Annotated in this window: 7 protein-coding genes and 1 pseudogene; all 8 read left to right on the top strand. The window is 39.6% G+C overall.

Annotated elements, in window-relative coordinates; translation table 11 throughout:
* The first annotated feature begins 375 nt into the window (after positions 1-375).
* The 8 genes and pseudogenes from ACFIJJ_RS03725 (at position 376) to ACFIJJ_RS03690 (ending at position 17,172) form a co-directional block, all read left to right on the top strand.
* Entirely contained in the window at positions 376-2,823 is a 2,448-nt protein-coding gene (locus ACFIJJ_RS03725; RefSeq protein WP_375622498.1) for a DNA translocase FtsK 4TM domain-containing protein, read from the top strand.
* A 707-nt stretch (positions 2,824-3,530) separates the two neighbouring features.
* Positions 3,531-3,746 (top strand): annotated as a pseudogene (locus ACFIJJ_RS03720) (DNA translocase FtsK); the annotation flags it as partial.
* Between the two features lie 157 nt (positions 3,747-3,903).
* Positions 3,904-4,512, top strand: a complete 609-nt coding sequence (locus ACFIJJ_RS03715) for an outer membrane lipoprotein carrier protein LolA (protein WP_375622500.1) — start codon at positions 3,904-3,906, stop codon at positions 4,510-4,512.
* Positions 4,513-4,545: 33 nt separating this feature from the next.
* A complete protein-coding gene (locus ACFIJJ_RS03710; RefSeq protein WP_375622502.1) occupies positions 4,546-5,361 on the top strand; it encodes an exodeoxyribonuclease III in 816 nt (271 codons plus the stop codon).
* A 61-nt stretch (positions 5,362-5,422) separates the two neighbouring features.
* A complete protein-coding gene (locus ACFIJJ_RS03705; protein ID WP_375622504.1) occupies positions 5,423-6,904 on the top strand; it encodes an efflux transporter outer membrane subunit in 1,482 nt (493 codons plus the stop codon).
* Positions 6,901-8,127, top strand: coding sequence for an efflux RND transporter periplasmic adaptor subunit (locus ACFIJJ_RS03700; RefSeq protein ID WP_375622506.1), 1,227 nt, complete (start codon positions 6,901-6,903; stop codon positions 8,125-8,127). Before ACFIJJ_RS03705 ends, ACFIJJ_RS03700 begins: the two co-directional genes overlap by 4 nt.
* A 3-nt stretch (positions 8,128-8,130) precedes the next feature.
* Positions 8,131-10,119 carry a MacB family efflux pump subunit gene (locus tag ACFIJJ_RS03695; RefSeq protein WP_375622508.1) on the top strand — a complete coding sequence of 663 codons (1,989 nt, stop codon included), beginning with the start codon at positions 8,131-8,133 and terminating at the stop codon, positions 10,117-10,119.
* 2,094 nt (positions 10,120-12,213) lie between these two features.
* A complete protein-coding gene (locus ACFIJJ_RS03690; RefSeq protein ID WP_375645949.1) occupies positions 12,214-17,172 on the top strand; it encodes a DEAD/DEAH box helicase in 4,959 nt (1,652 codons plus the stop codon).
* Positions 17,173-18,111: the final 939 nt, after the last annotated feature.

Genomic DNA, 18,111 nt, shown 5'->3' with positions numbered 1-18,111 from the left:
GTGGTCATTCGTGATGGTTAAAACAGTATTCATATTTTGCTGTTATCATGATGTAGCATAAAAAAACATCATCTGTTTAGGAAGGTGCCTATAGGACCCATGTGACATTTTAATACATGAGGTATTTTTTGGTTGATCGTGTGATAAATATTCAGGGAGAGCTTTTTGTGCGCCTTATGAAGGATTTTTTCTTAGGGTGATGGTATATGAATGATATGAAGTGGTTAGAAGGTAGAACGCGCTAGATAAGAAGTCGGATTGTTTACAGGCTATTTGTTTACAAATCGGCACAGAGTTTAAGCCTTATCCTTTTTTAAGAGAGAGAGGGAGTTATAACTCTTTAAAATATGAAAGTTTTGTATTTGGAATTGATAGATGCACCGAAGTTCTTCTCCTTATGATTCATTAGAAGTGCGAAATTCTCAAGGTTCGCGTCTTATTGAGATGTTTTTACGTCAGATAGGGGTATTTATTGGGCTCGGGCTTTTGGGCTTTATTATTTTTTGTGTGTTTGCTTTGGCGACGTGGAATGTTGCGGACCCATCTTTAACCCATGCAAGTACAAATGAGGTTACAAACCTTATGGGGTGGATGGGGGCAGTTTTTTCAGATTTTATTATGCAGTTTTTTGGCTTGGCAAGTCTTTCTGTTTTGTTGCCACCGTTATTTTGGTCTTTTCTCTTGTTGGCGCAAAAGAATATCTACAATTTGACTTTGCGCTTTTTTTTATGGGTGCTATCAACGATTTGGTTTTTAATTGCTTTTGCCCTTATGTCTCCTGTTGCTTCTTTTACTTATTGGCCATTGCCAATGGGATTGGGAGGGGTTTTAGGAGATAAAGTTTTAAGTGTTGTTTCTTCAGTCTTTCCTCTTTTTCTTTCTCCTCCTTACACGGTGTTTTTCAGTGTTGTTTTTATTCTTTTAGGTTTTTTCACCGCTGCTTTTGCTGGCAATGTGATATGGCGGCGTCGAACAAAGAAAAGAAAAGAAAAAAGCATTCCAAAAGACGAAATCATTAATCCAGTCTTTGAGTTGGAAGAAGATACGGAATATGCCGCAGAGGAGGATCGTAAAAATCATGGTTTTTTTGCGACAACTTGTGGCGCTCTTTTGCATCTTTTTTATTTTTTACAAGCGCGTTTTTTTCGTTTATTCAGTTTCAAAAGGCGTTTTCAGAGTAAAGGGCAAGGAAAGCCATTTGATCGGATTGAGCCAACTTTTTTGGGTGAAAAAGTAAAGTATAAGGAAAATCAAAATCAAAATAAAACCTATGTTTCTCCTAGTAAAAATCGAAAGTCTTTAACAGCTTCTTCAAAGGGTGGTTTTGTTCTTCCTCTTGTAGATTATCTTTCGGTTCCACCACCGTCTGTTAGGGATGCAAAACTTTCTCCTGCTGTTTTAAGAGCAAATTCTCAGGAACTTGAAGGGGTTTTGTTAGATTTTGGGGTCAAAGGAAAAATTATAGATGCTTGTCCTGGACCGGTAGTAACTTTGTATGAATTTGAACCGGCTGCAGGCATTAAGTCTTCCCGTATCATTGGTTTGGCAGATGATATTGCACGCTCGATGCGTGCTATTTCAGCGCGTGTTGCGGTGGTTCCAGGACGTAATGTTATTGGAATAGAATTGCCTAATGCAAATCGTGAGATGGTTTATTTACGAGAAATGTTGCAGGCGCAAGAATTTATTGACAGTAAAGCCAAGCTAGGACTTGCTTTGGGTAAGACAATCGGGGGGGAAGCTGTTGTTGCAGATTTAGCAAAAATGCCCCATCTTTTGGTTGCTGGTACAACAGGATCGGGAAAGTCTGTTGCTATCAATACAATGATTTTATCATTGCTTTATCGTATGACACCTGAACAATGTCGTCTCATTATGGTGGACCCGAAAATGCTTGAGCTTTCGGTTTATGATGGCATTCCCCATTTACTAACACCCGTGGTGACAGATCCTAAAAAAGCCGTGATTGCTTTAAAGTGGGCTGTTCGTGAAATGGAAGAGCGCTATAGTAAAATGTCAAAACTAGGCGTTCGTAATATTGATGGGTTTAATGCACGTCTTAGGGAAGCTGCAAGTCAGGGAGAGACAATGGTGCGGACAATTCAAGTTGGATTTGATCATGAGACTGGTGAGCCTCTTTATGAAACGGAAACACTTGATTTTAGTCCTATGCCATATATTGTTGTTATTATTGATGAAATGGCTGATTTGATGATGGTTGCTGGTAAAGATATTGAAGGTGCGGTTCAACGTTTAGCACAAATGGCACGTGCTGCCGGTATCCATGTAATTATGGCGACACAGCGTCCTTCCGTCGATGTTATTACTGGGACGATTAAAGCCAATTTTCCTACACGTATTTCTTTTTCTGTGAGTTCAAAAATCGATAGTCGAACAATTTTAGGCGAACAGGGGGCCGAGCAATTATTGGGACAAGGAGATATGCTCTTTATGATGGGAGGAGGACGTATTCAGCGTGTGCATGGGCCTTTTGTTGCGGATGATGAAGTGGAGCAGGTTGTTGCGCATCTCAAAGCGCAAGCACGACCTGATTATTTAGAAACAATTACGCAAGAAGTTGAAGAGGATGGTGCTGATGTTTCTTTATCTTCTCCTTCAGAAGATGATCCCTATAGTCAAGCTGTTGCTATTGTGCTTCGTGATCGTAAGGCCTCGACCTCTTATATTCAACGCCGTTTAGGCATTGGTTATAACCGTGCTGCGACATTGATTGAGAGGATGGAAGAAGAAGGTATCATTAGTCCAGCAAATCACGCAGGGAAACGAGAAATTTTAGTGCCGGCTGAAGAAGAACGCTTTTGAAAATCTTGATAGTTGTTTTTTATAATACCTTGTAAAACAAGTGTTTATCCTATTGTATCGTAGAAAGTCTGCATTTTCATATACCAGCTCTCAATTTGCGATAGCTCTTTGGTACTTGAGACTTCTTGTAAGGGATTCTTTATCTTATATAACTTTTATCCATACACCAACCTTGCTTGTAACGTGCAAGCAAATGATTTGAATTGATTCAATATGAGAGAGTATGTGATGAGAGAATCTTATTGTATTTGGCGTTATGATTTAAGTTAAAAAGATAAATTATTATAAATCAATATCTTGGTATAAAATAATGTCATTGCGAGTGTAGAGGGGGGTAAAAGCATGTAAGGTTTGGTATTTAAGTGTCTTTTTAAGTGCGCTCTCAATATTTAGGGCAAGGCTGATCTGTCGATTCTTAATATAAATGAATTATATTGGGTGGGAAGTTAAGTGAAATTTGCTAAACTCCAAACTGTTTACAGAGCGGTTCTGGTGAAAATTTTTATTCTTTTGGGTGAGAAGGAAGTCAAAAAAGTATTTTTGATACTTAAAAGAGCTTTCAGGTTTGCGAGTAATATGTTTAGTCCTTAATCCATTATGTCTTGACTATAATTTATGTTGCTTCATAGATTAGGGGTGGAAAAGAATATATTATGCGTTTAGAAAAGCAGGAAATTTGGATGCTTTCGGAAACTTAAACGCAGACTGATTATTTGGAAACGATACCGCAAGAAATAAAGAGGGATGTTTCTTTAGCAGATGATCTCTATTGTCAAGCTGTTGCTATTGTGCTTCGTGATCGTAAGGCTTCAACTTCTTATATTCAATGTCGTTTAGGCATTGGTTATAACCGTGCCGCAACATTGATTGAAAGGATGGAAGAAGAAGGCATCATTAGTCCAGCAAATGATATGGGTAAGTGAAAAGTTTTGGAGACTGTCGAAGAAGAATACTCTTAAAAATCTTTTGATAGTTTTTTCAAACAATATCTTTATCTTATAAAGAAAGGTATTTATTCATCGTTGATTACTTAAGTTATGAATTATAAAGTCAATTAAGTATTGCTTGGGAGCATTTTTTATGAAAACGTCTTTTTTACTGCAAAGAAGAGTCTTTGGGTTGGTGGGAATTATTATCTTTTGGTGTTTTACTTTTCCTGTTTTTTCGCAAGCATCTAATAAAGTGATAAAGGCGCAAAATGTTGTGAATCACTTTGCGGCAATCAAAACAATGACAGGTGATTTTATTCAGTTTAGTCCAAAGGGAAAAATGTCTCAGGGGACATTTTATTTAGAGCGCCCAGGGAAAATTCGTTTCATTTACAAAAAAATACCTTTACAAATTATTGCAGATGGCCAATTTGTGGGTATTAACAATCGGGCTTTGAATACTTGGAACTTTTCACAACTTTCGCAAACGCCAATGAAGTTTTTGTTGGATGATAAAATTGATGTATCTTCTGGGCGCTTGTTGGCATTTCGTGAAGATCCAGGGGCTGTAACGATTGTTCTGCGTGATAAAACGATTGGGGCAGGGCAAATAAGGATGGTTTTTGATTCTAAAGGCTCTGCTTTGCGGCAGTGGACAATTGTTGACCAACAAAATTTGGAAACTACTGTGCAGGTTATGAATGTTCGGACAGACGTCCGGTTCGCTAATGGGATGTTCACGCTTCCTTCGAAAAAATGAAGAAAGAGTGTTACGTTATTTGGATTAAAACAAATGTTCTTTCGTATTGCGACTTGGAATATTAATTCTATTCGTTTGCGTCTTGCACAAGTTTTTCAGTATTTGGAACTCTTTTCCGCAGATATTTTGTGTCTACAGGAAACAAAATGTCCAGATGCTTTATTTCCAGTGGAGGCTTTTGAAGCAGCGGGTTATAAGCATATCGCATTGAGTGGACAAAAATCTTATAACGGGGTGGCTATTGTTTCTCGTTTGCCTTTTAAAAAGGTAGAAAAGCGTTTTTTTTGCCAAAATCAAGATTGCCGTTATATCTCAGTTATTGTGGAAGCCCATGGGAGAAGTTTGCGGATTCATAATTTTTATGTTCCTGCTGGGGGAGATATTCCTGATGCTGATGTGAATGAAAAATTTCGTCATAAGCTTGATTTTTTAGAAGAAATGTCCTCCATTCGTGCGGATCAAGGCGATGGTCTTTCTTCTCTTTTGGTGGGAGATTTAAATATTGCTCCTTTGGCAGAGGATGTTTGGTCTCATCAGCAATTGTTGAAGGTTGTAAGCCATACTCCCATTGAAACCGAGCGTTTACAGGATTTGTGTTGTCAAGGTGGATGGGTTGATCTGATGCGGTTGCATATTCCTGTTCCTACCAAGCTTTATACATGGTGGAGTTATCGTGCTCGCGATTGGGCCTTTACCGATTATGGGCGGCGGCTTGATCATGTTTGGTCTTCTCAAGATTTAGCCCCTTTTGTTGTAGATCTTTCGATTTTTCGTGATGCGCGCGGATGGGACCGTCCTTCAGATCATATTCCTGTGCAAACTGTATTTGATTTTTCACGTCAAGTTTGAAATAAGAGGTAAATAAAGTATTAATATTAAATAATGATTCTGAAAGAATGCGGAAGACTGGATGTATATCAGAAATCTTAAATGGGGCGCTTCTCGTGGATTATTTTCTAGTGTCTTGTTGTGTTTGCTTTTGTCAGGATGTATGGTTGGTCCTAATTACCAGAAAACATCTTTTCGTGTTCCAGCAGTTTGGGGAGAAAAATCTGCACAGACTGCAGGGCAGCCGGTTGCGCTTGCCGGTTGGTGGCGGCGTTTGAATGATCCTGTTCTAGATGCATTAATGGATTACGCGATTTCTGGAAATAATAATGTCGCTGTTGCCAAAGCTCGGGTACGTGAGGCGCGTGCGGGGTTAGGGCAGGTTGTGGGAACTCTTTTACCAAATGTATCCAATTCAATTTCAGGAACCCGTAGTCGTTCTGGACAGTCTGATGCATTGTTAAACCAGTATAGTAGTGGTTTTGATGCAAGCTGGGAGCTGGATTTTTTTGGTGGGCATAAACGTGCGGTTGAAGCAGCGCGTTATGGCCTTGATGCGGCTGTGGAAGATATGCGCGCTACCATGGTGACATTACTTGGAGATGTGGCAACAAATTATGTGCAAATGCGTGGTTGGCAACAAAAGTTGTTGATTGTGCGGCAAATTGCTGTATCACAACGTAAAACTTATGAACTGATGCGCACTAGATTAAAAGCTGGTGATGTTTCAGAGCTTGATGTTTCAAATGCGCAAGCACAAATGGCAAATACAGAAGCAGATATATCACAGATGGAAGCAAATTTAGCAATGAGCGTTCATCGCCTTTCTGTCTTAACTGGTCGTGTGCCTACGGCATTGAAAGATCTTTTACAAAAAAATGCTAAGCATGCAAAGATTCCACAACCACACTGGCCGATACCAGCAGGAATTCCAGCCGATATTTTGTTAACACGTCCGGATTTACGACGGGCAGAGCGTCAATATGCGCAAGCGACAGCACGGATTGGTCAACGTGAAGCAGATCGTTATCCATCACTTACTTTAACAGGTAATATTTCGACAGCAGCAACGGCAATTGATCAATTATGGAAAAATTCAACGATTGGCTGGTCTTTTGGACCTGGTCTTCGTTTTCCTCTTTTTAATGGAGGTCAGGTCGAGGCTTCTATTGCGGTAGCGCGCGCGCAGCGTGATCAAGCTTTTATTACTTATCGAGCTGCTGTGTTGGAGGCTTTAGAAGATGTAGAAAATGCGCTTGTAAGATTAACGAAGGAACATCAACGCTTAGAAAAGCTAATCGTTGCGAATAAAGCTTCTCTTCATTCCTTAAAACTTTCACGGAGTCTTTTTGAGAATGGAAATACTAGTTTTCTTGAATTGTTAAATGCTGATCGCTCTTATTATTCTGCACAAATGGCGCTTAAAGATAGCCGTGTTTCTTTGGTTACGCAATATATCACGTTGATGAAAGCATTGGGGGGAGGCTGGGATGGCGTTGTTGATGTATCGCGTCCAGAAGTTGTTGATAATGCACCTCGTTCGCGTGCAAAGGTAGGGAAATGAAAAAAAACTTACTCAAAAATTTCATTACAAAACACAAAAAACTTTCCTTCTTTTTAACTGTTATATTTCTCATTTTCTCGTTGTTATGGTTACGTTCTGTTTTTTTTGGAACATCTACTCCAACTTATATAACAGCGGTGGTGAAGCGTGGGGATATTGAGGAAAGTGTTTTAGCTTCAGGTCTTGTACGTCCTTACCGGTTGGTGGCTGTTGGTGCGCGTGCAACAGGGCGTGTGGTGTCAATGCGTGTTTCCCCTGGGAGTGTGGTGAAAGAAGGCGATCTTTTGGCAGAAATTGATCCTACAGATCAGGAAAATGATTTAAAAAGAAAAAAAGCAGCATTATCACATTATTATGCGAGTTTGGTAGAACAAGAAGCCTATTTTTCTCTTGCTCAGAAAAATTTAGAACGTCAGAAAAAAATGATCGAAACACGTGCGGTTTCACGGGCGAATTTCGATGAAGTTGCGACACAGGTGAAAATACGTGAGGCGCAAATTGAACAACTTCGTCAGCAGATTGTGCAAGCACAAATTGATGTGGAGAGTGCAGAGGTTAATTTAGGTTATACACGCATCACTGCCCCTTTAGCGGGAACAGTTTTGGCAACAGTTGTGGAAGAAGGGCAGAATGTGAATGCGGTTCAGTCGGCGCCAACAATTGTTATTTTGGGTGATTTATCAAAGATGACGATCAAGGCGCAAATCTCAGAAGCTGATGTTCTTAAAGTCCGAGCTGGACAACCACTTTATTTTACAGTTTTAGGTAATTCACAGCGTCGTTATGAAGGCGTTTTAGAAAAAGTAGAGCCGGCTCCTGAAGAAATTCGTGCTGATGTGAGTATTAATCCTGGTATGGTGGGTGGTTCTAGTGCTTTAATATCATCGGCTATCTATTACAATGGAATTTTACATGTTGATAATGCGGACAATTTTTTGCGAACCTATATGACTGCTCAAGTTCATATTATCTTAGGGCGCGCGCAGAATGTCTTGTTGGTTCCAAGTGATGCTTTACGCGATGAGACAAGAGAGCGTAAAGCATGGGTTTCTGTTTTGGTGGGGGAAAATAAAGTGGTTACTAAACAGGTGAGCGTTGGGTTGAATAATAAGGTTATGGCAGAGATTATTTCAGGACTTAACGAGGGTGATGTCGTCATCACCAATTCATCTGATGGAGTGATGCCAGAGTCTTCTAACATGCATAGCGAAGACGAGAGTTAAAGTATGAACACAAATCAAGAAGATGCTGTCTTCGTCTTGGAAAATATTGTGCGAAAATTTCCTGCGGGAGAAACGTTTGTTACCGTTTTGCACAACATTAATCTTACCATTAAACGTGGTGAAATGGTAGCAATTGTAGGTTCTTCCGGTTCAGGTAAATCTACTTTGATGAATATTTTAGGCTGTCTTGATCGTCCAACTTCTGGCCGTTATTGGATCTCTGGTAAAGAAACAGCTTCTCTTTCTGCGGATGAGTTGTCCGCTTTGCGACGTAATCATTTTGGCTTTATTTTTCAGCGCTACCATTTGTTGAATGAATTAACAGCTCTTGGTAATGTTGAAATTCCGGCTATTTATGCGGGATGTGCCGTGGAAGCAAGAAAAAAGCGTGCACAGGATCTTTTAACGCGTTTGGGCATGGGTGATCGGATAAATCATCGTCCAAATCAGCTTTCCGGTGGTCAGCAACAACGTGTTTCTATTGCTCGGGCGCTCATGAATAATGCGGAGGTCATTCTTGCAGATGAACCAACTGGTGCATTGGACAAAAAGAGTGGGCAAGAAGTATTGCATATTTTGGATGAACTTCATCAAGAAGGGCGTACTATTATCATTGTAACCCATGATATGCAGGTGGCTGAAAGAGCAGAGCGTATTATCGAAATCAGTGATGGGGAAATTATTGCCGATAAGCGGTCAAGGGTTGCAAAAACAAAAGTTGGTAAAAAATCTCTTCAGGAACAACAAAATCTAAAAGGCCAACAAAAACTGGGCTTTTTTCGTTCTTTTGTTGAGCGATTCCGTGAGGCGTTTGTGATGGCTCTGTTGGCAATGAATGCACATCGCATGCGGACTTTTCTAACAATGCTTGGAGTGATTATCGGTATTGGGGCGATTATTGCTATGGTAGCTTTAGGGAATGGTACACGAGAGAAAATTCTGGAAAATTTTAAAAGTTTGGGCTCTAATACCTTGACAATCTTTCCTGGGAAAAGTTTTTCTGATCCACAAGCAGAAAAAATAACCAGTTTGGTTGAAGCTGATGCAGAAGCCTTGTCTGGATTACCTTATGTTTCTGGTGTAACACCACAGATTTCAGCAAGCTCGAAAGTGCGTTTTGGTGCAGTTGAAGTCAATGCCGTCATTGCGGGGGTGGGAGAACAATTTTTTCAGACACAGGGGCTCAAAGTTTTCAAAGGACAGTTTTTTGATCAAAAAAGTGTACGTGATCGGGCGGTTGATCTCGTGATCGAGAAAGAAGCATTGTCTGTTCTTTTCCCCCATAGCCATGAAAGCCCCCTTGGAAAGGTGGTACATGTGGGGAATGTTCCTGCGCGTATTATTGGTGTTGTTGATTCGCAAAATAATGCAAGTGGAGATATATCAAATACCTTACAGCTTTATTTGCCCTATACAACAGTGCAGACACGTTTTCTTGGCACAACAGAAGTTCGTGCAATTATTGTTAGGATTGCTGATGATATTGATTCACATTTAGCGGAGACCATGGTAAAACGTTTCCTCATTATGCGGCATGGCGGGGAGGATTTTTTTATTAGAAATTCTGAATTTTTCCGTGAACGTGTTATGGAGAGTACAAATATTTTAACACTTTTAATTTCTTCAATTGCAGCTATTTCCCTGATTGTGGGGGGGATTGGGGTGATGAATATTATGTTGGTCACTGTTTCTGAGCGGATCAATGAAATCGGCGTGCGTATGGCAGTGGGTGCACGGCAAAGTGATATTTTACAGCAATTTCTTATTGAAGCGATTTTGGTTTGTGTGATTGGTGGTGGTTTGGGGATCTTGCTTGGGCTTTCTATCGGTGGCTTATTTCTTCTGTTTAAGGCACCTATCCATTTGGTTTATACACTTGAATCGATCATTATGTCTCTTACTTTTTCAACCCTCATTGGGATATGTTTTGGCTTTTCTCCAGCTCGGCAAGCTTCACGGCTTGACCCTGTTGTCGCTCTTTCACGCGATTAGACGTTATCAATTGGGTCATGTTTGTTCGTGATGCTTTCCACTTGGATGAAGCGTTTATAAGCGAAACATGGATGAGAAAAGTTTAGCATTATTGGCTGCTCTATTTTAGAAAACGTTTTGTTTGTTAAGTGGAGCGTACCACTAGAGGTGAGCGTTTTATAGCGCACCACATCATGTGAGATATGGTAGGCATATAAGCCTTCTTGAGGCATTAAATGTTTTGAGAATGCATGATGAATATTTTAAATCTTTCTGTTCGAGTCTTGTGGAAGTAAATCCTATTAAGGAGAAATTAAATAGAACCTGTTAGAATGAGATTGCTTGCAGACTGAATTTTGTTAAAAATTCTCGTCTTTTGAGATGTGAAGAGGAGGACAAATGAAATATACTGCGCGACGATTTTTAAGATTTAACCTAAAAAGAGGCGGGGGAAGTGAATAGTATATCTGCTAATAAACAAAAGAACAAAAAAGAAGGTTGATGCCAAAAACAGCTTAAACCTCCATTCTTCCAAAAAAAATGAACTGGTATCGAGATAGCTGAGCAGTTTAAGAGGTTTCGTTTAGTCTTTTTAAGATTTTTGGAAAAGAGGTTATGAGGATTTCTCACTTTTAGTTTTGCAGAGGGTGGTGCAAATTATAGGTGTTTAGGTTTATGCAAATAAATAATGATCATGCTCAGGTTTTAAAATGTGACCTAAGATACAGCCGTTTTCTGTTCCTTTATGCGAGTAACTTAGCTTTCTTTAGAATATTTTGTTTAAGGCATTGCTTTTTTCTGCCTTATTTCATGATTTTGGAGCTGAAGGATAAACAAGCCATTTGAGTTTCTAGGGTAAGGATGCCGTCAGATACTCGGTAGGGGGGGCGCGATCTTAAGAATTAATTCCGTGAGATGCGGGTTTGATTTCATGAGTTTGGTGAGGACAACAAAAAGTTTGAGAGGCGGATAGCTTCTTATTTTGAATGATGTATGAATGAAGAGGGCTTTTATTTATTGAAAAAGAATAAGCTCATATTCAGCAGGTGTGAGATGAAGTAAGAGCATCGTAATACCAAGCTGCAGTTATGCTGCTAAAGAACATAATGGCGCTAGTGATGAGCAATGGTATGTCTAGTTGTATGGTGTTCTCCCTTCTGCTACAAGTTCGATACAGAGCGCCATTGTGTTGCACATTGACACTCTTGTTTTAAAGAAACCTTTCTCAAGGTATCCAAGCCTATTTTGCGACGCTGTTCATGGTAAATCTATTGAGCACCTCCATCTTTACGCTTATGAAGTAATAAGCCGGACACCATCATTATATTTGCCAGCTCGTGGGTGTTGCGATAGACCTTGCATTAAGACGGTTCATAAGAGCCATTTTTAGTCATTTCTTGTACAGTTTTTCTCCACACACTCATCCCGCTTGTGATGTGCAAGCGGGTGGTTTTGATTGATTCAAGATAAACAGATTTGAAATGAGAAAATCTTACGTTATTCAGAGTTCTAATTTAATATGAATGACGCTATATTATCATTATAATCAATATATTGTACATATAAAAAAGAATTCTAAAACCACCCGCTATAAAGTATAAGAAGCGAATAATTAGTCTACGGAAGAACAAAAGACAAAGAAATATTTCAAAAATCAAAAATTTGAATATCACGACTAATATTTTGCGTATTATAGTAAAATTATATGCATTATCGCTTGTAAAATGCGCTGTTTTGTGTGTGAAGTTTCTTCCTTGGTGTCTTGTGTGTTCGCAGGTGTCGTATCCATTTTCCCCCTCTCATTCTTAAGCTAAATCTTAAAATTATTGCGCACTTTATTTTGTATTCTTAACAAAAGGCAAAAAATATTTTCAAAATCATCTCGCCTTACCGTTTATTTCCATAGGGATATAGACATCAATAAATGCATCATATGATTTGGGGGATACTCAAAAGGATCAACAGATTCTCTCTTGTTGATTTAATTAAGCATAGAAGAAATGTCTTAAAATCAAGCAATTTTAAGCTTTTTTTAAGTTTTTTGGGTAGAACAAGAGGCATTAATGAATAGGTCTAGATTCGATAATTGAAGATGTTTTTAATAGGGAGAAAAGCATGACGACGCTACAATCGCTTTTACAGACCTATCGTGATAAAGCGCGTACTGAACGAGACAAAGGTACGTATTTTGAGCGTTTTGCTCTTGCTTATCTGACACATGATCCTCTTCAGTTTGATCAGTATGAAAGGGTTCAAACCTTTAAAGATTGGGCTCGTGAAAATGCTTGGGATGGTCGGGATACCGGTATTGATCTTGTGGCAAAGCTTCGTGATGAAGAGGGATTTGCAGCAATCCAATGTAAATTTTATGATGCAGCCTATCGGATTAGAAAAGCAGATATTGATAGTTTTATTTCGGCATCAGGGAAAGCTCCGTTCAAGCGGCGTGTGATTATAGATAGTACTGAAAGTGCTTGGAGTGATAACGCTGAAACAATGATACGGGGGCAGGATATTCCTGTTATACGGATTAATCTTTCCGATATACAACAAAGTCCGATCCGTTGGGAAACTTTTGCAGCTAAAGGCAAAGTTGTTTTGGAGGATAAAAAGAAGCTGCGTCCACATCAATTGGAAGCATTGCGTGATGTGCGTGCTGGGCTTGCTCAAGCAGATCGGGGGAAGCTTATTATGGCTTGTGGTACTGGTAAGACATTTACCAGTCTTAAAATTGCTGAGGATTTGGCGGGTGAAGGCAAGTTTGTTTTGTTTCTTGTTCCTTCTTTGGCGCTGATGTCACAGACGGTGCGTGAATGGACAACGGATGCAGGGATCGGATTGAGATCTTTTGCTGTTTGTTCCGATACACAAGTGGGAAAGCGTCGTAAAAATAGTGATGATGTTGCTGAAATTGATGTGTTTGATCTTGCTTTTCCGGCGACAACTAATGCTGCTAAACTTGCAGAACAGGTGGCGAAGAGTGTTGCAGATAAGATGACCGTAGTGTTTGCAACCTATCAATCTATTCAGGTGGTTGCGGAAGCTCAGAAAAACTATGGTTTGCCAACATTTGATCTTATCATTTGTGATGAAGCGCACCGTACAACAGGGGCAACGCTGGTGGGCGAGGATGAATCCAATTTTGTTAAGGTGCATTCCAATGATGTTATTTGTGCCAAGAAGCGCCTTTATATGACAGCGACACCACGTATTTTTGGTGATAACGCAAAAAGTCGCGCGAATGAAGCCAATGCCGTTCTTGCTTCGATGGATGATGAAAAGCTTTTTGGTAAAACACTTTTTTATCGGGGGTTTTCATGGGCAGTACAAAATGATCTTTTAACAGATTATAAGGTTATTGTCTTAGCAATGGACGAAAAATTGGTCAGTTCCGCTGTTCAGAAGCGCCTTAGTGATAGCGATTCTGAGCTTGTTCTTGATGATGCAACGAAGATTATTGGCTGTTATAAGGCGTTGACAAAACAAAATATGAAGGCTGATGTTGGTACGGATTTATATCCTATGCATCGTGCTTTAGCGTTTTGTAAAACTATTCAAAGTTCTAAATTGGTGTGTAATGAATTTTCTGCGGTTGTTAGAGAATATCTTGATTATACGAAAGAGGATACAGAAAATGAGCATTTTCTGAAGTGTGAAATTGAGCATGTTGATGGCACTTTCAATGCGAAGGATCGTGGTGCATTACTTGACTGGCTGAAAGCTGATAGTGGTGAGGATGTTTGTCGTATTTTGACCAATGCTCGGTGTTTGTCTGAGGGGGTGGATGTTCCGGCTCTTGATGCGATCATGTTTTTAAATCCACGCAAAAGCCAGATTGATGTTGTGCAAGCGGTTGGGCGGGTGATGCGTCGCTCTGAGGGCAAAAAGATGGGATATGTCATTTTGCCAATTGGTATTCCCTCTGGGATTCCAGTGGAACAGGCTTTGAACAATAATGATAAATATCGGGTTATCTGGCAAATTTTAAATGCTTTGCGTGCGCATGATGATCGTTTTGATGCGACGATTAATAAGGCATCTCTCGGGCAAGATATTAGCAATGTGATTGAGATTATTGGTGTCACACAGAGCACTGAGTTAAAGGCTGTTACTGCTGTTGTAGACAATTTTCCGGTTCGCTCACAACCCGCACGATTGGGCATTGGAAGTCTGGAGCATGATTGCTTTCTTACAGAGCAGGTAAACGAGGAGCTTTCTTTCCCAGTGGATGAACTTTCTCGTGCGATTTTGGCAAAGATCGTCAAGAAATGTGGGACACGTGATTATTGGGAAGATTGGGCGCGCAATATTGCTGAGATTGCTAAGAATCATATCATGCGCTTAACAGGTATTCTGGCAGAGCCAAATACTGAGGCACGTCAAGCCTTTGACAGGTTTGTGGCAGAACTGCGTGATGATTTAAATGATGCGATTACAGAGGCTGATGCGATTGAGATGTTGGCACAGCATATTATCACGCGTCCTGTCTTTCAGGTGTTGTTTGAAGGCTATCAGTTCACACGTGAGAACCCTGTCTCGCGTGCTATGCAGCGTATGCTTGATGTACTTGATGAGGCAAATCTTGATAAGGAATCCAAAGATCTCGAGAAATTTTATGCAAGTGTAAAATTACGAGCCAGTGGCATTACGGATCCAAAAGCAAAACAGAGGTTGATTGTAGAGCTTTATGATAAGTTTTTTCGTTATGCTTTTCCACGCACTGTAGAAAAACTAGGCATTGTTTATACCCCCGTCGAGGTTGTGGATTTTATTTTGCACTCTGTCAATGATGTCTTAGAGCAAGAATTTGGGCAAACGCTTGGTTCATCTGGTGTGCACATCATGGATCCCTTTACAGGAACGGGGACTTTTATCACACGGCTTTTACAATCGGGTTTGATAAAGCCAGAAGAAGTGAAGCACAAATTTTCTCGTGAAATTCATGCCAATGAAATTATGCTTTTAGCCTATTATATTGCAGCCATTAATATTGAGATGACCTATCATGGTCTGATGGGGGGCGATTATGTTCCGTTCGAGGGAATTTGTTTAACCGATACATTTCAGCTTTATGAGCAAGAAAAAGACCTGATCAGTGATTTGCTGGTGGATAACAGCACTCGTCGTTCACGCCAAAAGGAATTGGATATTCGTGTTATTGTTGGTAATCCCCCTTATTCTTCTGGGCAAAAAAGTGAAAACGACAATGCACAAAATATTGCCTATCCTAAATTGGATTGTCGCATTCGTGAAACCTATGCCGCTCAATCTAAAGCAAGCAATGTTAATGGACTTTATGACAGTTATATTCGTGCCATTCGCTGGGCAAGTGATCGCATCAAAGACTGTGGTGTTATTGGCTTTGTAACAAATGCAGGTTTTATCAATGGATGTTCTATGAGTGGTTTACGAAAAGAGTTGTGTGAGGAATTTTCCAGCATTTATATTTTCAATTTACGGGGAGATATTCGCAAAAATATGATGAGCAGAGGAGCTGCTCAAGAAGGACAAAATGTTTTCGGCAGTGGAAGCATGACAGGAATCGCTGTGACACTATTTGTTAAAAATCCAAATGTTACGGAACATTGTAAAATTCACTATTACGATATTGGTGATAATCTCACGACAAAAGAGAAACTATGTGCACTTCAGCGGTTGGGTAGTGTTGGCGGCATTAAGCGTGAACATGGCTGGCAGATAATTACACCAGATGAGCATGGTGATTGGCTGGATCAGCGCAACAATGATTTTGAAAAATTTCTAGCCTTAGGTGATAAGAAGGGCAGTGATAAAAGGCTTTTTGAAAATTTTTCTCGTGGTATACAAACTGGTCGTGATGCTTGGACATATAATTTCAGTTGTGAAGCTCTAGCCAATAATATGAATAATATGATTACTTTTTATAACAGTGAAGTAGAGCGTTTTAATAATGCCTACACTCACGCTGATCGCAAGGCGCGTGCGAATGCTGTGAACGGTTTTGTTAACACGGATGCCAAAAAGATTAGTTGGAGCCGTGCACTTAAACAACAATTAGCTAAAGGAAAGGTTTTTGAACTTAAAGAGACGTGCCTTATTCAGAGTTCATACCGTCCTTTTGCACGACAGTGGCTCTATTATAATCGTGCTTTTAATGAAATGATTTACCAAATGTCGCGTATTTTTCCTTTAGAAAAAACATTTGAAAACAAGGTGATGCAAATTACAGGGATAGGAGTAAGTGATTTTTCTATCCTAATGACTAAAGACATACCTGATCTTAATGTAATGACTGCTAGTCAATGTTTTCCAAGGTATGTTTATGAAGATATTGTATCCTTGAAAAATAAGGAGGGGGATCAGGTTCATTTGTTTGCAAATTTTGCAGAGGAAAGCAAAGAAACTGGTTTAGAGCGGCGTGATGCACTCACGGATGAAGGGTTGGCTTATTTTAAGGCAGCTTATCCTGGCGAAATGATAACAAAGGATGATTTGTTTTATTATGTTTATGGGATTTTGCATTCTGAAGATTATCGTGCGCGTTATGCGCATAATCTGTCTAAAGAATTGCCACGTATCCCAACAGTTAAAAAGGTAGAGGATTTTTGGGCTTTTGTTACAGCGGGGCGAAAGCTTGGTGATTTGCATATGAATTATGAAGAGGTTGAACCCTATCCCGTTACCTATAAACAGGGAGATCCAAGAACTTGGGTGATTTCTGATGAGAAGAGTTTTTATCGTGTTGAAGCAATGAAATTTGCTGGTAAGCGTGGTGCTATTGACAAAAGCACCGTGGTTTATAATGCGCATATCACGATGCAGAATATTCCTCTTGAGGCTTATGAGTATGTGGTGAGTGGCAGGTCTGCTCTTGAATGGGTTATGGAACGGCAGGTTGTCAAAACGGATAAAGCGAGCGGACTTGTTAATGATGCCAATCGCTATGCTGTTGAAACGGTGGGTAATCCAGCTTATCCATTGGAATTGTTTCAGCGGGTTATTACTGTAAGCTTGGAAACAATGAAAATTGTGCGCAACCTGCCAAAATTGGAAGTGAGAGAAACTGAAAAGGTTAAGTTATCCATTGTGCGGTAAAAAAGTGTTGAGTCGTCACAAATTGGCATTATCACACACCTTGCCAGCTCGTGGGTATTGTGACAGCCCTTGGCACTTGAAACGGTTCATAAGAGGCATGTCTTTCTTGTACAGTTTTACGCTGCGCAGGCTCTCTTCCTTTGTGATGTGCAAGTCCTATGTGATGTGCAAGAAAATGGTTTTGATTGATTCAATAGAGAACAGATTTGAAATGAGAGAGTCTGATGATATTGAGAGCTCTCATTCAAGTTGTAGCGTAATAAATTTCATTATAAATCAATATATTGTATGTGATAAAGCACCTTAGGCAGTGAGGTCGCTAAAATTATGACGCATGAGCTTTAGCGGCAGTGATGAATATTCTCAGGCAGGGTTTTCTTATCGAGCTTTATGTGAGTAAACCATATAAATGGGGAAGCTGAGAGGAACATGTCCAGAGAAAGTGGATTGTTTACAAATCGTTGCTAATAAGAATCGTCGCCTTTTGAGATGTTGAGAGGAAATCACAATTCTTATGAAATCTGTCTTTTGAGGTGTTCTGATATTGAAGTGAGCAGGGAGAACGCGTTAGACAAGAAGCTGAGTTATTATTGTTTACAGATCAATAGAGTTTAAAAATTTTCGTTCTTTTTTGGGGAGGAAACCAGACAAAAAGTGATCTTAGAGAGCGAAATGATTTCAAAAAAGATTGCGATAAAAAACGTGGGGTATTTGTAGCGGTGTGCGTTTTGAGCTTATTCCTGTCTGTGATCTAAAATGCTCTTAAGAAGATGCTTTTTAGAATAAGAGATTGTTACTAATATATTGACTTATAATGATAGCTTAACATTCTCTCTGTTGAATGAGAAATCTAAGTATTATAAATTTTCTTATTTTAAATCTATTAAAATTATTTTTTTGCATGTCATACGAGGTTGGTATGTTCGTGTTTAAGAAAGG

Origin of the sequence: Bartonella sp. TT29SHDZB, assembly GCF_042193395.1 — a bacterium.
Classification (GTDB): domain Bacteria; phylum Pseudomonadota; class Alphaproteobacteria; order Rhizobiales; family Rhizobiaceae; genus Bartonella.
Note: the sequence above shows the minus strand (reverse complement) of the source record. Positions and strands in the feature narration are given on the sequence as shown.

Excerpts from the sequence above, each read along its gene's own strand:
- ACFIJJ_RS03725 (WP_375622498.1), top strand. The coding sequence starts at position 376 with ATGCACCGAAGTTCTTCTCCTTATGATTCATTAGAAGTGCGAAATTCT.
- ACFIJJ_RS03715 (WP_375622500.1), top strand. The coding sequence starts at position 3,904 with ATGAAAACGTCTTTTTTACTGCAAAGAAGAGTCTTTGGGTTGGTGGGA.
- ACFIJJ_RS03710 (WP_375622502.1), top strand. The coding sequence starts at position 4,546 with ATGTTCTTTCGTATTGCGACTTGGAATATTAATTCTATTCGTTTGCGT.
- ACFIJJ_RS03705 (WP_375622504.1), top strand. The coding sequence starts at position 5,423 with ATGTATATCAGAAATCTTAAATGGGGCGCTTCTCGTGGATTATTTTCT.
- ACFIJJ_RS03700 (WP_375622506.1), top strand. The coding sequence starts at position 6,901 with ATGAAAAAAAACTTACTCAAAAATTTCATTACAAAACACAAAAAACTT.
- ACFIJJ_RS03695 (WP_375622508.1), top strand. The coding sequence starts at position 8,131 with ATGAACACAAATCAAGAAGATGCTGTCTTCGTCTTGGAAAATATTGTG.
- ACFIJJ_RS03690 (WP_375645949.1), top strand. The coding sequence starts at position 12,214 with ATGACGACGCTACAATCGCTTTTACAGACCTATCGTGATAAAGCGCGT.